Source organism: Methanothermus sociabilis (assembly GCF_055392295.1).
Genome location: NZ_AP042467.1, coordinates 679506 through 696374 on the forward strand (window position 1 = coordinate 679506; position 16869 = coordinate 696374).

Consider the following 16869-nt stretch of genomic DNA (forward strand, 5'->3'; position numbering starts at 1 on the left):
AGAATATGGCTTTAAAAGAATGGCCAGAAGAAGGCGAATTAGTAGTTGCTACAGTAAAAAAAGTTAGAGATTATGGTGCATTTGTAAGATTAGAAGAATATAAAGGTAAAGAAGGATTTATACATATCTCAGAAGTTTCATCTGGTTGGGTAAAAAATATTAGGGATTTTGTAAAAGAAAATCAAAAAATCGTTGCAAGAGTTGTAAGAGTTAACCCTGTAAAAGGACAAGTAGATTTATCATTGAAAGGTATAAGAGAGGATCAAAAAAGGAAAAAAATCCAACAATGGAGAATAGAACAAAAAGCTGAAAAGTTTTTAGAGTTAGCAGCAAAAAGTTTAAATAAAGATCTTGAAACAGCCTATAAAGAACTTGGCAAAATAGTTGTGGAAAATTTTGGAGATCTTTATGCAGTATTTGAAGTAGCAGCAGATGAAGGAGAAAAAGCATTAATAGATGTGGGTATTCCAAAAGATTGGGCAAAGGCAATTACAGAAGTCGCTGTAAAAAACATTAAGCCATCTAAAGTAAAAATAACAGGCTATGTAGATCTTATCTCCTATGCTCCAAATGGTGTAGAAATAATAAGAGATGCACTGAAGAAAATTGAAGATAAAGACATAGAAATTCAAGTTGTTGGAGCACCAAGATATAGAATAACAGTTACTTCCAAAGATTATCCTTCCGCTGAAAAGAAACTTAGAAAAGCTGCTAAGAAATGCATATCATTTGTCGAAAAATTTGGTGGAAAAGGAGAATTTCATCGTGAAGTAACATGAAAATGAAAAAATGTAAAGTATGTGGTGAATATACATTAAAAGATAAGTGTCCTTATTGTGGAGGGGAAGTAAGGATTCCTCGCCCAGCCCGATTTTCCCCAGAAGATAAATATGGGAAGTACCGGCGTATATTAAAAAAACAAACTATCCTTAGGGGAGAAAAAACATGAAAAATACATTTATAAAGGTCTTAAAAGAAATTGAGCTAGAAAAACCAATATTTATAGAGGCATTGCCTGGCATAGGTCATGTAGGTAAACTAGCTGCAGACCATATAATACATGAATTAAATGCTGAAAAATTTGCAGAACTTTATTCACCATCTTTTCCACCACAAGTATTGGTCAAAAAAGATGGAACTATAGAAATGATGAAAAATGAATTTTACTATCTAAAAAATATTGGAGAAAATGAGGATGATTACATTATATTAGTTGGAAATACACAAGGATTATCTCCAGAAGGACAATATGAAATTTGTAGTAATGTTATAGATTTCATTGAAAAATTTGATGTGAAAATGATATATACATTAGGAGGATTAGCTACAGGACAAACTGTTGAAAAACCAAGAGTTTTCGGAGCAGTTACAAATAAAAAACTTGCAGAAAAATTAAAAAAGCATGATGTAATAATAAGATCAGAAGGTGGAATAGTTGGTGCATCTGGACTACTTCTTGCATTAGGTCAGATGAAAGGAATTGAAGGAGCATGTTTGATGGGTGAAACTCCTGGATATTATGTAGATGCAGAAGCTGCAAAAGCATTGCTTGAAAGATTGATGGACATTCTTGGAATTTCAGTAGATACTTCTAAACTTGAAGAAAGAGCTAAGAAAATTAGGAAAGTATTACATAAGGCTAAACGCCTGGAAGAAGAAATGTTAGAACGTATGAAACCTAAAGCTGGTGACGAAGACTTAAGATACATCGGATAAATATGATTGTTAATGTGGATTTACACATACATAGCTGTTTTTCTCAAGCTGCTTCAAAACACATGGTAATACCTAAAATTGCAACTTGTGCTAAATCTAAAGGTTTAGACATTGTTGGCACTGGTGATGCATTACATCCACGTTGGTTAAAAATGATAAAAGAAAATACTGAATGTATAGATGAAGGTATATATAGATATGATGAATGTAATTTTGTAATTACAGTAGAAATTGAAGATATGAAAAAAGTACATCATCTTGCAATACTACCATCTATTGAAACAGCTGAAGATATTATTGAAGAGATATCTTCTGATAATTTAATGAAGAATGGAAGGCCACATCTTTCATTAAATGGAGCAGAAATAATGGATCTCGTTCATGACCATGATGGCATTATAGGACCTGCTCATGCTTTTACACCTTGGACAAGCCTATATAAGACATATTATAGTTATAAAGAATGTTATGGAAAAAAACCTGATTTTTTAGAGCTTGGATTATCAGCAGATACAAATATGGCAGATAGAATTGAAGAATTGCAAGACATTGTATTTTTAACAAACTCTGATGCACATTCTCCTTGGCCACATAGGTTAGGTCGAGAATTTAATAGATTAAAATTGGATGATTTTTCATATACATCCTTAAAAAAATCTATAAAAAAGAAAAAAATAGAAGCTAATTATGGTATGGATCCGAGATTAGGAAAATATCATTTAACAGCATGTTCTCGTTGTCATAAAGTTTTCGATTATGAAACAGCTGTTAAATTGAAAATGAGATGTATATGTGGTGGAATAATAAAGAAAGGTGTTGATTACCGTATTTCTGAAATTGCAACATGGGAAAAACCCCATCATCCACCACACAGACCTCCTTACATCTACATATTGCCTCTCACCGAAATAATAAGTAAAAGATATGGAAAAGGAATTAATACTAAATTCGTGTGGAATAAATGGAAAGAATTTATTGATAATTTTGGAAATGAAATAAAAGTTTTACTTGAAGAACCTATATATGAATTAGAAAAGGTAGATAGAAAAGTCGCACTAGGAATTAAGGCCTTTAGAAACAACGAATTAATTATAACTCCTGGTGGTGGAGGAAAGTACGGAGAAATACAATTTCCAGGAAATACATTAGATGCCTACATCAAATAAGATTACGGACCCGGCGGGATTTGAACCCGCGACCTTCGGATTAGGAGTCCGACGCCCTATCCAGGCTAGGCTACGGGCCCCATCTACAATTTTTTATTTTTCAAATATATAATTTTTTAATTTATTTAAAAATTTTTTATATTTAGGTTCTATATATGTTCGAAATGTTGTCTCAATAAAGACTTTAAACATCCATGGATGTTTGATAAGATAGGAAGGTCGTGCATAAAATTTCACATATGCTTTCTCTAATATTTTTTTAACTAATTTCTTACTTAACCCTAATTTTTCATATTTTATCACGGGATTTAAGACTGTATACTCCTCCCAATTTTCATTTATTAATCCTTTTCTTTTTAATTTATAGTAGATTGGAGTTCCAGGAAATGGTGTCAAAATGCTATATTGACAATAATCAGGATCTAATTTTATTGAAAAATCTATGGTTTTATTCATTTCATCTAGAGTTTCACCAGGATATCCAAACATAAAAGATGTGACAGTTTGCAAGTTTAAATTCTTAGCAACTTTAACAGCATCTTTTATTTGTTTTAATGTTATACCCTTTTTCATTAAATTAAGTACTCTTTGAGATCCAGATTCTGCTCCATAATATATCCTATTAAGACCTACAGTTTTCAAATTTTTTAATGTATCTCTATTTATTGTATCTACACGTGAAGAAATTGTAAAATCTATATCTAAATCTCTATTTTTTAATTCATTGCAAAATTCCTCGATACGACGACGATGAATTGTAAATGTATCATCTAAAAATGTTATTTCCCTTATATTATAGTCATTTACCAATTCTTCTATTTCATCCACAATATTTTCAGCACTACGATATCTAAATCTCTTGCCCATCATCTTTGATGAGGAACAATACTCACAATTATATGGGCAACCTCTTGAACTTATAATACCTCCTGTCTCCTCAGATAAATTATATTCCTTAAAAGGCACAAGATGTCTTGCTGGAAAAGGAATTTTATCTAAGTTTTCAATAAGAGGTCTTGGATCGTTTATATGTAATCTTTCATCATTGTCTCTATATGCTATCCCTCTTATTTTCTCTAAACATTTTTTCCCTTTACTCTCATATTCTAATGCTAATTCCTTAAAAGTTTCTTCTCCTTCTCCAATTACAACGACATCTAACTCTGGACATTCCCTTAGAGTTTTAATAGGTAAAAAAGTTGCATGGGGGCCTCCAATCACAGTTAATATATTGGGAAGCAATTTTTTAATGGATTTTATATATTCTAGAGCCTTCTTAATTAGTGGGGTTGTTGCAGTCACTCCTACAATTGAAGGGTTTAATTTTTTAATAATTTTTGTAACTTTTTTTATACCCCATTCCTTAAGGTTATCATCAATTATTCCAACAGATAGTGAAGCACTTTCTAATGAAGAAGCCAAATACATCAAATTAAGTGGAGGAACCTTATATCTTAATTTTTCTTTTATGTCTGTGGTGTCTAGAGGATTTATTAATATAACGTCTTTCATTCTTTATCTCCATCCATTTTTCATTATGGATACAACCAGGATCAGGTGCACAAACATCTGAGAAATAAGCATAAGCTCTAGCACGGCAACCTCCACAAATATCACGATTTACACAAGTTTTACAATGCCCCTTTAACAGGTTTCTATTTCTTAATTTCCATAACACTTCATTTTTTTCCCATATTTCTCTAAAATCATCCTCTAGTATATTACCTAATTTTACATGTTCATCATGTGGGAAAAAGACACAAGGATAAATATCTCCATTAGGTTCAAGACTTAAATAAAATCTGCCAGCACCACATCCTCCAATGAAATCTGCCAGTTGTCTAATTTCATTGCTTTCATATTTAGGGTTGTAAAAGTGTGTAGGTATGATTTCCCCAGATTTTTTAGTTGCAACAGATGCAAATTGTGGTGCAGTAGATAATATTTCAATTTCTCTTTCATAATTTAAAGCATAAATTTTCTCTAATAATCTGTATCTATCTTTAGGACTGATATCCATATCTACATTTTTTGAACCTCTACCTACAGGGACAAAATTATAAAGCATTAACCAATCTGCTCCTAATTTCTCGACAAGATCTACCATTCCCAATATTTCTTTATAATTATTTTTTGTGACTGTCGTTGCTACCTCTACAAACACCTCAGTTTTAGAAAAATTCTTTATAGCTTCACAAGCTCTTTTCCATGCCCCATTAACACCTCTAAATTCATCATGTGTTTTAGGATTAAGACCATCTAAAGATATTTGCACAAACTTAAGTCCAGCTTCTTCAAATTCTTTACATCGTTCTTTATTGGAAAATATAAAACCATTTGTTGCCATGGCTACATATAATCCTTTTTCACTTGCATATTCAATATAATCAAGAATATTTGGATGTATACTTGGTTCTCCACCAGAAAATGCCAATATCGGAATTTTTTCACTTGAAATGATGTCAATAATATTCATTACATCTTCTTTCCCTAATTCTTCAGAATTTCCTTTAGACTCATAACAATGTTTACAATTCATATTACATCTTTGTGTAATATTCCAAACTACCTGAAATGGAGAACCAGGGACAAAAGGCTTTTTAACACCAAATGTTGCTATACCTTTAAGCACGTTTATTAATCCCATCGCCCAATATGGATCTTTCATCCTTTCTTTTACTTCTTCTTCGTCAACTCCAAAGGCTTCTGACCCTTTTTTAATTATATATCCCAAAATGTACGAGTCTAATTTACAAAGGAGACATTTATTATCTCCAGTTATATAATGCTCCAATGCAGCCTCTAATTTACTTTCATTATCTTTTTTACATTTAGATAACATACGTCTTATTAAAAATTTAGAAATAGGATTATCAACAATTTTTTTGAATGTATGTATCATTTTATCCATGAAACTCCCCTCAAAAATAAACACTATTCACAATTTTTTATATTTTAGATTATAAAAATTTTATCATAAAATATTGATATTCAAAAGACAATTTTTTATTATATCTGAAAAAATTGAACAAAGTAACAACTAAAAAAAGTTAAATTGACTTTTCATGCTGTGTCAGAGTTCAGCCTTTTCATCATGACTTAAAAACATGTTCAGATTTTTCGGCCTTCATCATCATAAAAAATTTAATTTTCAAGAAAAATAAAATTATTGTAATATGGTGAGAACATGGAAAAGGTAAAATTAATTTTTTATTTCATCCTGGGTGGGATTGTTGTAGCTTTAACTACCTATTTTGGAAGTGAAAGAAGAGGAATATTAGCGGCTTTTATTGCAATGTTTCCATCTGTAACAGTTCTTACGTTATTAACAATTTATCTGGAAGCTGGAACAGATTCTGTAATTTCATATGTTAAAGGCCTGCTTTTATTGACACCACCTTGGATGCTTTATCTTTTATCTTTAGTTTACATATTGCCAAGATATGGATTTTTAACTGCTATATTGGTAGGTGTAATAATCTATTTTTCCTTGGCTTCAATTCTTATGTTTTTAATTTAAGTAAGTTATACACCACCTACTTCTAAAAGTTCAAAAAATTCTTTTACTATTTCTTTAGATAATGAATCCATATTTTTAATGTTTCCATCTTCTGGGCAATATATAGATGCTTTTTTATCATTTGAAGCATAGATAATTATTTTCTCTTTACCCCATTGGCGTAAAGGATCTATTACTAAAATATCAAGGTTCTCATAATATTCTATACTTACAAAACCACCACAGCCAGCAGGATATATTATCATGGTTCTTAATGGAGTTTCTATCTCTCTACAGGTCTTTAAAAATTTAGGAAATGGTTTACCATTTTTTACAACATTCATTATATTTTTTATCTTCTCCATCAAACTTACATCTCCTTATTTTACTTTATAAAATTTAGTAATACTAATCATTTTAATTTTAAGCATTTATTATATAATAATACAATTTTATTATTTCTATATAAACTTTTTTATTTGACAAGTATTTGAAAATTTTATAACTGGTTATGAATAACCAGTATAACATAAAATTACTATGAGGTGAATTTTTTGGCAGAAAGAGTTGTTATTTCACCTACTTCTAGACAGGAAGGTCATGCAGAATTAGTAATGGAAGTGGATGATGAAGGAATAGTAACCAAAGGATATTATTTTTCAATAACTCCTGTAAGAGGACTTGAAAAAATGGTATTAGGCAAAGATCCAGAAACAGCGCCAGTTCTTACACAAAGGATTTGTGGAGTATGTCCTATTCCTCATACTTTAGCTTCAACAGAGGCTATAGAAGACTCCTTAGGAATTGAAATTCCAGAAACAGCTCGTCTATTAAGAGAATTGCTTTGCGCTGCTCACCATATAAACAGTCATGCCATCCATCAGTTCTTGATAGCAAAAGATTTTGTACCAGAAGAAAAAATGAAAGATGTAATAAATTCAATTTCAGAGATTAGGAAAAATGCACAATACGTTGTTGAAAAAGTAGGTGGTGAGGGAATACATCCTCCAGATGTACGTATAGGTGGAATGGCAAAAAATATAACAGAACTAACACGAAAGAGAGCATATGCTAAATTAAAACAATTAGCTCCTAAATTAAATGAACATGTAGAGCAAATGATAGAATTTATTGAGGAAAAAGGATTACCTAAAGGTTTAGGTGCACATGACCAACCAACATTTGCTACTCATCCAATATATGGGGATAGAGAAAAATTTGATTTAGAAAGATTTACAGAAGTCATGCCTGAAAGTTGGTATGATGATCCAGAAATAGGAAAACGTGCATGTTCAACTATACCTCTTTACGATGGTAGAAATGTAGAGGTAGGTCCCAGAGCAAGACTTGTTGAATTTCAAGGATTTAAAGATAAAGGAGTGGTAGCACAACACATTGCTCGTGCTTTAGAAATGAAAACAGCGCTTGCAAGGGCTCTTAATATTCTCGACAAATTAAACACAAGTGCAAGGGTTAGAGTTGATTATGATGACAGAGGATCTGGGAAGTTAGGATTAGGAGTTATTGAAGCTCCAAGAGGTACTGATATCCATATGGCCAAAGTTGAAAATGGTAAAATACAATACTACAATGCATTAGTCCCAACAACATGGAATATTCCAACGATTGGTCAAGCAACTGAAGGTTATCATCATAAGTATGGCCCACATGTTGTTAGAGCATATGATCCTTGCTTATCATGTGCAACTCATGTCATTGTTAAGGACAAAGAAGGCATTGTAAAGCAAGGAATATTTGATGGTGTTAGTTGCAATGTATGATGCAGAAATACTGGTAGTTGGATGTGGAAACATATTGTTTAAGGATGATGGCTTTGGTCCAATTGTAATTAAAGAATTAGAGAAATATATAGAAGAAAACAATATAAAATTGCCAAAGAATGTAAAAATTATTGATGGAGGAACTGGAGCTACTTATCACATCTTTTCTCTTCCATCTGAGTCTTGGAAAAAAATAATTGTTGTAGATGTTGTAGAGTTTGATGCTAAGCCAGGAACTGTCAAAAAGTTTAACATAGATGAGCTTCCAAAAGGAAAATACGAAAATCCACATTCATGGCCAGTGACAGATCCTTTACATGAATTATCTAAAAAAATAGATATTGTAGTGATCGGTTGTAAACCCAAAAAAATTTCTGCACCATATGTTGAGGAAGGACTTACACCTCCTGTGAAAAAATCTGTTCAAAAGGCAATTAAAATGATATTAGAAGAAATTGGGGTTTTTTAGATGAGTATAAGTAATAAAATTAAAAAAATGTTGGGACTTAAGTCTGAAAGTGCTGAGGAGGTTAAAGAGATGAAAAAACCAAAAATAGGGTATATACATTTAAGTGGTTGTACTGGCTGCCTTATGTCTCTAACAGAGAATTATGATCTTTTGGCGGATCTATTAGACATGGTAGAGATTGTGTATGGTCACACACTAGTTGATGTTTGGGAAATGCCTGAAATGGATCTAGCATTAGTTGAAGGCAGTGTCTGTATACAAGATGAGCATAGTGTAGAAGAACTTATGGAAGCCAGAGAAAAAGCTGACCTTTTATGTGCATTAGGATCTTGTGCAATGACTGGAGGATTCACAAGATATGCACGTGGTGGACAACAGGCACAACCTTCACATGAATCATTTTTACCTATCAGTGAATTAGTTAAAGTAGATTTAGCAATTCCTGGTTGCCCTCCATCACCAGAGATCATTGCAAAAACACTTACTGCATATATAAAAGAAGATATGGATTATCTCAAACCTCTCATGGATTTACCAAAACATAATGAGCTTTGTGGTTGTGACTTACAAAACGAAGTTGTTAATAAGGCATTATGCTGTGGTTGTGGAAGTTGTGCAATGGCATGTCAAACGAGAGCAATAGAAATGGTCAATGGTAGGCCAGAAATCAATACCAACCGATGTATAAAATGTGGTGTATGTTACGTACATTGTCCAAGGACATGGTGGCCTGAAGAACAGATAAAAAGTGAATTAGAGTTATAAAAGGTGTTATAAATGGTTTTAGGAAAATATGTTGAGGCTGTAGCAGCAAAATGTAAAGATAAAGAAATACAAAAAGTATCACAAGATGGTGGTGTAGTAAGCGGACTTCTAATTTATGCATTAGAGGAAGGAATAATAGAAGGTGCGGTAGTTTCAAAAGTAACTGATGAACCTTGGAAACCACAGCCACATATTGCTACCACTAGAGATGAAATTTTAGCTGCAGCAGGTACAAAGTATACAATGTGTCCAAATGTATGGATGATAAAGGAAGCCACAAGACAATATGGAATTGAAAAATTGGGAATTGTTGGTGTGCCCTGTCAAATAGGAGCAATTAGAAAAATGCAGACATACCCATTTGGAGCAAGATTTGTTCCAGATAAAATTAAGTTAATCGTTGGAATCTACTGTATGGAAAACTTTCCATATTCATCATTAGAAACTTTTGTTTCAGAGAAAATGAACCTTAGTCTTGATATTGTGGACAAAATGGATATAGGTAAAGGGAAATTCTGGGCATACACAGTTGATGAGACAGCAACAATTCCATTGAAAGAAACACATGGTTATGAACAAAGCAGTTGTAAAGTTTGTAATGATTATACAGCTGAACTCGCTGATATTTCCACAGGATCTGTTGGTACACCAGATGGATGGTCAACAGTTTTAACACGGACAAAATTTGGTGACAAATTATTTAAGGAAGCTGTGGAGGTAGGAATGTTTGAAACAAAACCAATAGAGGAAGTTAAGCCAGGATTAGGATTGCTAAAAAAACTAGCTAAACAGAAAAAGGAAAGAGCAGAAAAAACAATTGAAGAAAGAAAGAAATTAGGGCTTCCTGTGCCCTAATTACTTTTTTGGCACTAGTTTCCCAGATGCTACCAATCTACATATATCTGTTTTTGTTATTACCCCTACCTCTTTATTGTTTTTTGTAACTAACAGTCCAGAGACATCAGACCTTAACATCAAATTTGCTGCAACTTTAATGTCTTTTTCTGCAGGTATTTTTATAGGTTTTTTAGTCATTATGTCTTTAATTTTAATTTTTTTATTGGAAATATCAATTCCAGCAATGTCTGTGTATGATATTACACCAATTATTTTTTTGTTTTGTGTTACAAAAAGCCTCCTTACACCTTTTTTAAACATTTTTTTAACAGCTTCTATTGGGTGCTCAGAAGCATCTATTGTTATAATATCTTTATTCATTACTTCCTCTACTCTCATGAATATTCCCCTAAAAAATTTTAGGCCGAAAAAATTATATAGTGTAAATATATTTAACTTAAATTGGATAAAAATAATGAATTTAAAATGGGCCCGTAGCTCAGTCTGGCAGAGCGTCTGGCTCTTAACCAGATGGTCGCGGGTTCAAATCCCGTCGGGCCCGCTCAAAATAGTCCCGTGGGGTAGTGGTAATCCTGCCAGGCTCTGGACCTGGCGACGGCGGTTCGAATCCGCCCGGGACTATTTTTTATCATTTTTGCCTGATTTTAACAAAATATATATATTGGACAATGTTAGGTATGTAAGGGGATTAATAAAATTCTAGAAAAGTCCTGATTTTTAATTAAAAAAGGAGGAGACCAACCGATGACATGCAGCGTATTAGTCGGTGGAGAATGGGGAGATGAAGGAAAAGGTAAATGTATAACCTATTTATGCCATGTTGATAAACCAGATATTGTAGCAAGGGCTGGAGTAGGTCCAAATGCTGGGCATACTGTGGAGTATAAAGGCAAAAAATATGCAGTAAGATTGACACCTTCTGGATTTATACATAAAGATGCAAAATTATTGATAGGTGCTGGTGTACTAATAGATCCAGAAGTTTTCTTACATGAGATGGAATATTTAAAAGAATATGAAGTTGATAAGAGAACATTTATTGATTACAGGTGTGCAGTAATAGAAAAGAAACACAAAGAATTGGATAGGAAGTCTAGTCATTTATCTGAGAAGATAGGAACCACAGGTACTGGTTGTGGCCCAGCAAATGCTGATAGAGTTATGAGAAAAGCCAAATTAGCCAAACAAATTTCAGAGTTAAGTAAATATTTAACCAATGTTGCAGAGGAAATTAATGAAGCAATTGACGATGATAAGGACGTAATTATCGAAGGTTCACAAGGTTTTGGCTTGTCATTATATTATGGCACTTATCCATATGTAACAAGTAAAGATACTACTGCAAGCTCAGCTGCAGCTGACGTTGGTGTAGGTCCTACCAAAATTGACGAAGTTATTGTAGTTTTTAAAGCATATGCTACAAGAGTTGGAGAAGGACCATTTCCAACAGAAATTAGCCAAGATGAAGCAAAAAAAATGGGAATCGTTGAATATGGGACAGTGACGGGTAGACCTCGCAGGGTAGGCTTGTTTGACATGGAATTAGCCAAAGAATCATGCATGATAAACGGCGCAACTCAAATAGCACTTACTTGTGTTGATAAATTGTACCCCGACTGTGGAAGAGTTAAAAAATATGAGGATTTATCTGTAGAAGCAAAGAGATTCATAGAAAGAATTGAGGAAGAAACTGGAGTGCCAGTAACAATAATATCTACAGGTCCAGATGTTGAGGATACTATTGATTTAAGAAAAGAGCTAATATAATTATCTTAGAATATCATGCATCATCCAAAATTGATTCAATGTTTTCCATTTTCCATGTAATATAGCGTTTTTTGTAAATTTACATGCATCTTTAATAGATTTAATTTTGCTATTGCCTCTATCCAAGTATGCAGTAACTGCAGCAGAAAAAGTACAGCCAGTCCCATGAGTATTCTCACTCTCTATAAGTTTACTTTTTATTATTTTAATTTTTCCATCAATGTAAACAATATTTTTACCTGCTAGATCACCGCCAGTTATCACAACATCGCAAAATTCGCCAATTTTTTTAGCAGCCTTTTTTGCATCGTTAATATTATTTATACTAATCCCTGAAAGTTTTTCAGCCTCAAATTTATTTGGAGTAACTAAACTTGCCCTTGGCAGCAAATGTTTTTTCAACGCCTTAATAATACTTGATTCAGATAATGAATAACCAGATTCAGAAACCATAACCGGGTCCACAACAGCCTTTAAATTATATTCTTTAATTTTTTTAGATACGACTTTAACAATGTCCTTTGTATATAACATCCCTGTTTTACAATATTTTATAGGTAATTCCTCAAGTATAATATCTATTTGTTCTGAAATAAAATCTGGAGGAAGAGGCAATATCTTTGATACTCTCTTTGTATTTTGCACTGTTAATGCAGTTATTACTGCTGCACCATAACTTCCAATAGAAGAAAATGTTTTAATATCATTTAAAATTCCAGCACCGCCTGAAGGATCAAACCCTGCTATTGAAAGAGTTACCATTTCTCTCGTTCCACCTTTAATCTTATATTCCCGTGCCAAGGTTTAACTGAAAATCCAAGTTTCTTAAGATATTTGTATGTCGATGTTCCTCTGCCATGAAGTAAAATTTCACCTAAATCTTCTTTTGTGTTGACATCTACTGAAAGATAAAATGAATCATATACATAAAAGCTGAGATTTCTTTTTTTAGCTTCTTCTATATGTTTAAAGAAACTTAATTCTCCAAATCTTAAAGGTATAGCTTTTGGTTCTAAGAGGAGAGCATTAGTTCCACCACCTTTAGAAGGAGCAATGACTATGTCATATTCTTTACCTTTATTTATTAAAGTATGTATATCGCATTTAAGAACAAGAGGAACATCTGCAGGAATTATTAGTACTTTGTCAAAATCTCTATATTCATCTATTGCTTTTTCCAAAGCACCATTTAATTCAATTATTTCACTTTCTTCAAATATTTCTACCCCTATTTCATACCCAAACTCTAATATATTTTCATCAGAACTTACTATAACTATTTCATCAACAAAATTATTTAATGCAGATGTTACATCACGTATCATTGCCTTTAACAAATTTTCTCTTTCAGCAGTTGATAATATAGTAGATAAACGCGTTTTAGCGCGTGGAAGTTCTGAGACTGGTATCATTGAGCATGTGCGCATTTTAGATTCTCCTATTTTTGGAAAAATTGTTTAAATCTATTTATTATTTCTTGCAATAAATTTTTACTTATATTTTGAATGTTAAAACTACTACTCATGTTTTTACTAAATTCTGCCTCCATCTTGTAAATCTTTTCTTGCAGTGTATCATATGAAATATTATTTTTTGATACAAAAGCTAAACTTTCTCCTGAATATGGATCATAATTTGTGCCCCTCACCAACAACCATATTTTAAGTTGTGTATCAGTTATATTTTCCTGGTTGGTCCAATTGGTAGAAGAAATTACATAACTTATAGCTTCTGGTGCATACCCATCAGCTTTCAAATGTTCTCCTTTTATAGCACATGTTTCAGGTTCTATACAAAATGCAGGCACATCTGCATATGTATGCGGTACTAAAATATCATCTTTTGCAATTACTAAATCTTGTGATTGGTTGCTTTCAAGTATTGTGCCTTTTTTAACATAAATTGGAAAGTACTCATTATTGTATATACGAACTTGATGTGGAACAGTTCCAGCAGGTGTAAGTTGAACAATATCCACATTTTTCATTTTTTCAAGAGTTAGTTCATTTAAAGAATAATTTAATCCCCCTGGTATCAAAGCAAACAAAATTATAAATAAAATTACTAAAAATATTCTAACATTCAATTAAAATACCTCTAATATGTTTTTGCAAGTAAAACTTTGTATTTTCCATCTTCATTACAATTTAAACATTTTCCTGATGATTTACCTTCTATACCAAGCATGTCTGCCTTTATTTTTTCTTCTAAATTTTTACCACAGTTTTCATTGCCACACCAAATAACTCTAACAATGCCTTTCCCATTATTTATTATATCTTTACATTTTTTGATATCATCTACATCATATATCTTCTTTTTCATTTTCTCCCAAGCTCTCTTTCTCATATCATTGTTCATCTTTTCAATAATAGATTTTATATTTTCAACAAAATTATCATCAAACTTAACATCCATTTTCTCTCCAGAATCTCTCCTTACTACAACTACTTTATTTTTTTCGATATCTTTAGGCCCTATTTCTATTCTCAATGGTATTCCTTTCATCTCCCATTCATAAAATTTACGTCCAGCTCTTATGTCTCTGTCATCCAAATGTACTTTCAATTTCCCTTCTTTTAATTTCTTTTCAACATTTTTACAAAATTCTAAAACTTCTTCTTCTGTTTCTTTAAATATTATAGGAACTATTACTATTTGCATTGGAGCAATTTTTGGTGGTAAACAAAGACCTTTTTCATCTCCATGGATGCTAATCACTGAAGCAATTACTCTATCTGAAACACCATAACATGTTTGATAAGCATGCTCATGTTTACCTTCTTCTGTTTCAAAGGTTATATCAAAAGTCTTTGAAAAATTCTGACCAAGGTTATGGATAGTACCTATTTGTAAGGTCCTACCATCAGGCATAAGAGTATCAAATGCTATTGTATATACAGCTCCAGGGAATTTATCCCATTCAGGACGTTTTGTAATCAAATAGGGAATACCTAATGAATCGAAAAAGGTTTTATATATATTTATAGCCTTTTTAACTTGTTTTTCTGCTCCTTCTAATGTCTTATGGACTGTATGAGCCTCTTTAAATGTAGTTATTTCTCTAATCCTTATCAATGGTCTAGTGTGTTTTGTCTCATATCTAAAAGTATTTACAATTTGATAAACTTTTAATGGTAAATCTTTGTGTGTCCTTATCCACAAAGAAAACATAGGATACATTGCTGTTTCACTTGTTGGTCTTAAAGCTAATTTTCTTTTTAATTTTGCTTTTCCTCCATGAGTTACCCAATAAACTTCGTCTTCAAATCCTTTTATATGTATAGATTCTTTCATCAATTCTTCTTCTGGTATTAATAATGGGAAAAGAACTTCGTCATGATCTTCATCAAGTAATTTTCTTAAAGTTTCAATGATTTTTTTTCTAATTTTGAAGCCATAGGGGAGCCATGCATGCATTCCTTTAACTGGATACCTAGAATCTATTATTTCAGCATTTTCTAGTATTTCATGATACCATTCGCTAAAATTTTCCATTCTATCCACCTTATTTAGACATTTTACTTAAATTGTGATTAAAATAAGAATAAAAAGTAGAAAAAGGAAGTAGCGGACCCGGCGGGATTTGAACCCGCGATCTTCGGATTAGAAGTCCGACGCCCTATCCAGGCTAGGCCACGGGCCCTACAGATAGATAGGTAATTCTGGTTCTTTTTGTTGTTGTTTCTGTATTTTTTCAGCTAATCTTTTTAATCTTGATTCTATTTTTTTGGCTTCATCTAATAATGGTTGAGGATCAACTTCAATATCAGCAATTTTATTTAGTAACTCTATAACGTTTGCAGCAGCCCTAGGATCAGGGTATGGACTGATAACTTCAGCAAATATACATGATGCAGGTATGTTTTTTGTTTTACATTTAGTTAGTAAAGTACCTGCTAGTCCTGCAATTATACCTGATTTTAAAGTTGGTACTCCTAGTTTTTCAAATCTTTTTAAGGATTGATCATTATTACCTGCACCAACTATTTTTGGTGCACCACCTCTCGCCAAAACACTACTAATAGTTATTACTTCCCTACTATTATTTTTTTCTACCCACTCAACTATAATATTTGTTATATCGAACACTGAATCGCTGGGGATGAGGAAATCTGATAAGAATAATACTATGTCATCCCCACCATACATCCTAAATGGATGTAATGCTTTTCCTTCCTTTAATACAGCTACAGGTGGTAATTTTTTAGATTCTATATATCCTATTTCTTTTAGACCTAAATCTTCTATAACTCTCCATCCAACTATATTACCTATTAATCCAATGTTTGGAGATCCCTCTATTACTAATGCATCTTCTATAGAATTTTTACAAACTAATCTACAATCTCCACTTTCTATTATTTTATCCTCCGGGGGCACCTCCCGCTCCTCCAAGGTTTTTACCTGTTTTTACATCTATGTATATTTCACCAACTTGTTTTCCATTTTTGATCACTGGAACAACATAAACTGGTTTTCCATCAATGTAAACAATTTTTGGAGATCCTGGGGATGCTCCAGGTTCCTCTATGTATTTACTTGCTATATTTTTTGCGTTTTCATGTCCTATTTCTGTAGATTCCTTATCACCTTTTTTTGGGTTATTACCTTCCTCTGTGCTCATAACATTTTTGTTTTTTGATCCTTCATTTATATTTTTTGGTTTATTTATATTTTCTCCAAAATTTTTTGTTGGGTTACCTACCCCTTGGAACACATGGTGTAGAATATTATATCCAGCTATAACTACCCCTATCATACCTATAACTAATATAGCTAAAGCAATACTTTTCTTTGAATTCACTTTTATCCCACCTTCTCCATAAATCATTTTCTTGAGTTTCT

Annotated in this window: 20 protein-coding genes and 4 tRNA genes; 12 read left to right on the forward strand and 12 right to left on the reverse strand. The window is 32.3% G+C overall.

Annotated elements, in window-relative coordinates:
• The first annotated feature begins 5 nt into the window (after positions 1-5).
• The 4 genes from ACZ5LY_RS03780 to ACZ5LY_RS03795 are packed head-to-tail and all read left to right on the forward strand — an operon-like array spanning position 6 to position 2882.
• Positions 6-779, forward strand: coding sequence for a translation initiation factor IF-2 subunit alpha (locus ACZ5LY_RS03780; protein ID WP_464576913.1), 774 nt, complete (start codon positions 6-8; stop codon positions 777-779).
• Positions 776-949 carry an RNA-protein complex protein Nop10 gene (locus ACZ5LY_RS03785; protein ID WP_013414098.1) on the forward strand — a complete coding sequence of 58 codons (174 nt, stop codon included), beginning with the start codon at positions 776-778 and terminating at the stop codon, positions 947-949. Before ACZ5LY_RS03780 ends, ACZ5LY_RS03785 begins: the two co-directional genes overlap by 4 nt.
• Entirely contained in the window at positions 946-1716 is a 771-nt protein-coding gene (locus ACZ5LY_RS03790; RefSeq protein ID WP_013414099.1) for a proteasome assembly chaperone family protein, read from the forward strand. The genes ACZ5LY_RS03785 and ACZ5LY_RS03790 overlap by 4 nt, the downstream gene beginning before the upstream one ends.
• Before the next feature lie 2 nt (positions 1717-1718).
• Positions 1719-2882, forward strand: coding sequence for a TIGR00375 family protein (locus tag ACZ5LY_RS03795; RefSeq protein WP_464576916.1), 1164 nt, complete (start codon positions 1719-1721; stop codon positions 2880-2882).
• 5 nt (positions 2883-2887) lie between these two features.
• Here the strand turns inward: ACZ5LY_RS03795 and ACZ5LY_RS03800 are convergent.
• The 3 genes from ACZ5LY_RS03800 to ACZ5LY_RS03810 all read right to left on the reverse strand — a co-directional run bounded on the left by ACZ5LY_RS03800 (position 2888) and on the right by ACZ5LY_RS03810 (position 5793).
• Positions 2888-2962 (reverse strand) — tRNA-Arg (locus ACZ5LY_RS03800).
• 13 nt (positions 2963-2975) lie between these two features.
• Positions 2976-4394: a B12-binding domain-containing radical SAM protein gene (locus ACZ5LY_RS03805; protein ID WP_464576918.1), complete on the reverse strand. Its 1419-nt coding sequence runs from the start codon at positions 4392-4394 to the stop codon at positions 2976-2978.
• Complete coding sequence (locus ACZ5LY_RS03810) at positions 4330-5793, reverse strand: radical SAM protein (protein WP_464576920.1); 1464 nt, start codon at positions 5791-5793, stop codon at positions 4330-4332. The genes ACZ5LY_RS03805 and ACZ5LY_RS03810 overlap by 65 nt, the downstream gene beginning before the upstream one ends.
• Positions 5794-6069: 276 nt before the next feature.
• Here ACZ5LY_RS03810 and ACZ5LY_RS03815 point away from each other — a divergent pair, with 276 nt between their 5' ends.
• Positions 6070-6402 (forward strand): DUF3147 family protein, encoded by a 333-nt coding sequence (locus ACZ5LY_RS03815; RefSeq protein ID WP_013414103.1) that lies wholly within the window; start codon positions 6070-6072, stop codon positions 6400-6402.
• Positions 6403-6407: 5 nt separating this feature from the next.
• Here ACZ5LY_RS03815 and ACZ5LY_RS03820 read toward each other — a convergent pair whose 3' ends face one another.
• The gene (locus ACZ5LY_RS03820; RefSeq protein ID WP_464576922.1) at positions 6408-6746 is read right to left on the reverse strand and encodes a hypothetical protein; all 339 of its coding nucleotides are present in this window, start codon (positions 6744-6746) and stop codon (positions 6408-6410) included.
• 189 nt (positions 6747-6935) lie between these two features.
• Between ACZ5LY_RS03820 and frhA the strand changes: the two genes are divergently transcribed.
• From frhA to frhB, 4 genes are read left to right on the forward strand one after another with little or no spacing between them, the layout of a single operon-like run.
• Entirely contained in the window at positions 6936-8162 is a 1227-nt protein-coding gene (gene frhA, locus ACZ5LY_RS03825; RefSeq protein ID WP_013414105.1) for a coenzyme F420 hydrogenase subunit alpha, read from the forward strand.
• A complete protein-coding gene (frhD, locus tag ACZ5LY_RS03830) occupies positions 8140-8631 on the forward strand; it encodes a coenzyme F420-reducing hydrogenase, FrhD protein (protein ID WP_013414106.1) in 492 nt (163 codons plus the stop codon). Before frhA ends, frhD begins: the two co-directional genes overlap by 23 nt.
• The gene (frhG, locus tag ACZ5LY_RS03835) at positions 8632-9396 is read left to right on the forward strand and encodes a coenzyme F420 hydrogenase subunit gamma (protein ID WP_013414107.1); all 765 of its coding nucleotides are present in this window, start codon (positions 8632-8634) and stop codon (positions 9394-9396) included. It abuts the gene before it with no gap.
• Positions 9397-9408: 12 nt separating this feature from the next.
• A complete protein-coding gene (gene frhB, locus ACZ5LY_RS03840; RefSeq protein ID WP_464576925.1) occupies positions 9409-10251 on the forward strand; it encodes a coenzyme F420 hydrogenase subunit beta in 843 nt (280 codons plus the stop codon).
• On the opposite strand, the gene ACZ5LY_RS03845 is transcribed toward frhB, so the two are convergent.
• Positions 10252-10632 (reverse strand): CBS domain-containing protein, encoded by a 381-nt coding sequence (locus ACZ5LY_RS03845; protein ID WP_013414109.1) that lies wholly within the window; start codon positions 10630-10632, stop codon positions 10252-10254. It abuts the gene before it with no gap.
• An 89-nt stretch (positions 10633-10721) separates the two neighbouring features.
• On the opposite strand from ACZ5LY_RS03845, the gene ACZ5LY_RS03850 reads away from it, so the two are divergent.
• From ACZ5LY_RS03850 to ACZ5LY_RS03860, 3 genes are all read left to right on the forward strand, one after another.
• Positions 10722-10795 (forward strand) — tRNA-Lys (locus tag ACZ5LY_RS03850).
• 8 nt (positions 10796-10803) lie between these two features.
• Positions 10804-10875, forward strand: a tRNA-Gln gene (locus ACZ5LY_RS03855).
• A gap of 123 nt (positions 10876-10998) precedes the next feature.
• Positions 10999-12021: an adenylosuccinate synthetase gene (locus ACZ5LY_RS03860; protein WP_464576927.1), complete on the forward strand. Its 1023-nt coding sequence runs from the start codon at positions 10999-11001 to the stop codon at positions 12019-12021.
• Here the strand turns inward: ACZ5LY_RS03860 and thiD are convergent, their stop codons facing one another.
• The 7 genes from thiD to ACZ5LY_RS03895 form a co-directional block, all read right to left on the reverse strand.
• Positions 12022-12783: a bifunctional hydroxymethylpyrimidine kinase/phosphomethylpyrimidine kinase gene (gene thiD, locus ACZ5LY_RS03865; RefSeq protein ID WP_464576929.1), complete on the reverse strand. Its 762-nt coding sequence runs from the start codon at positions 12781-12783 to the stop codon at positions 12022-12024.
• Positions 12777-13448, reverse strand: a complete 672-nt coding sequence (gene cofC / locus ACZ5LY_RS03870) for a 2-phospho-L-lactate guanylyltransferase (RefSeq protein ID WP_013414112.1) — start codon at positions 13446-13448, stop codon at positions 12777-12779. The genes thiD and cofC overlap by 7 nt, the downstream gene beginning before the upstream one ends.
• 11 nt (positions 13449-13459) lie before the next feature.
• Positions 13460-14107 (reverse strand): ARPP-1 family domain-containing protein, encoded by a 648-nt coding sequence (locus tag ACZ5LY_RS03875; RefSeq protein ID WP_464576931.1) that lies wholly within the window; start codon positions 14105-14107, stop codon positions 13460-13462.
• An 11-nt stretch (positions 14108-14118) separates the two neighbouring features.
• Positions 14119-15519 carry a proline--tRNA ligase gene (gene proS / locus ACZ5LY_RS03880; RefSeq protein WP_464576933.1) on the reverse strand — a complete coding sequence of 467 codons (1401 nt, stop codon included), beginning with the start codon at positions 15517-15519 and terminating at the stop codon, positions 14119-14121.
• Positions 15520-15592: 73 nt separating this feature from the next.
• Positions 15593-15667: transfer RNA gene (locus tag ACZ5LY_RS03885), tRNA-Arg, on the reverse strand.
• On the reverse strand, positions 15667-16404 hold the full coding sequence (locus ACZ5LY_RS03890; RefSeq protein WP_464576935.1) for a proteasome assembly chaperone family protein: 738 nt from the start codon (positions 16402-16404) through the stop codon (positions 15667-15669). The genes ACZ5LY_RS03885 and ACZ5LY_RS03890 overlap by 1 nt, the downstream gene beginning before the upstream one ends.
• Positions 16388-16828 carry a PepSY domain-containing protein gene (locus ACZ5LY_RS03895; RefSeq protein ID WP_245526729.1) on the reverse strand — a complete coding sequence of 147 codons (441 nt, stop codon included), beginning with the start codon at positions 16826-16828 and terminating at the stop codon, positions 16388-16390. Before ACZ5LY_RS03895 ends, ACZ5LY_RS03890 begins: the two co-directional genes overlap by 17 nt.
• Positions 16829-16869: the final 41 nt, after the last annotated feature.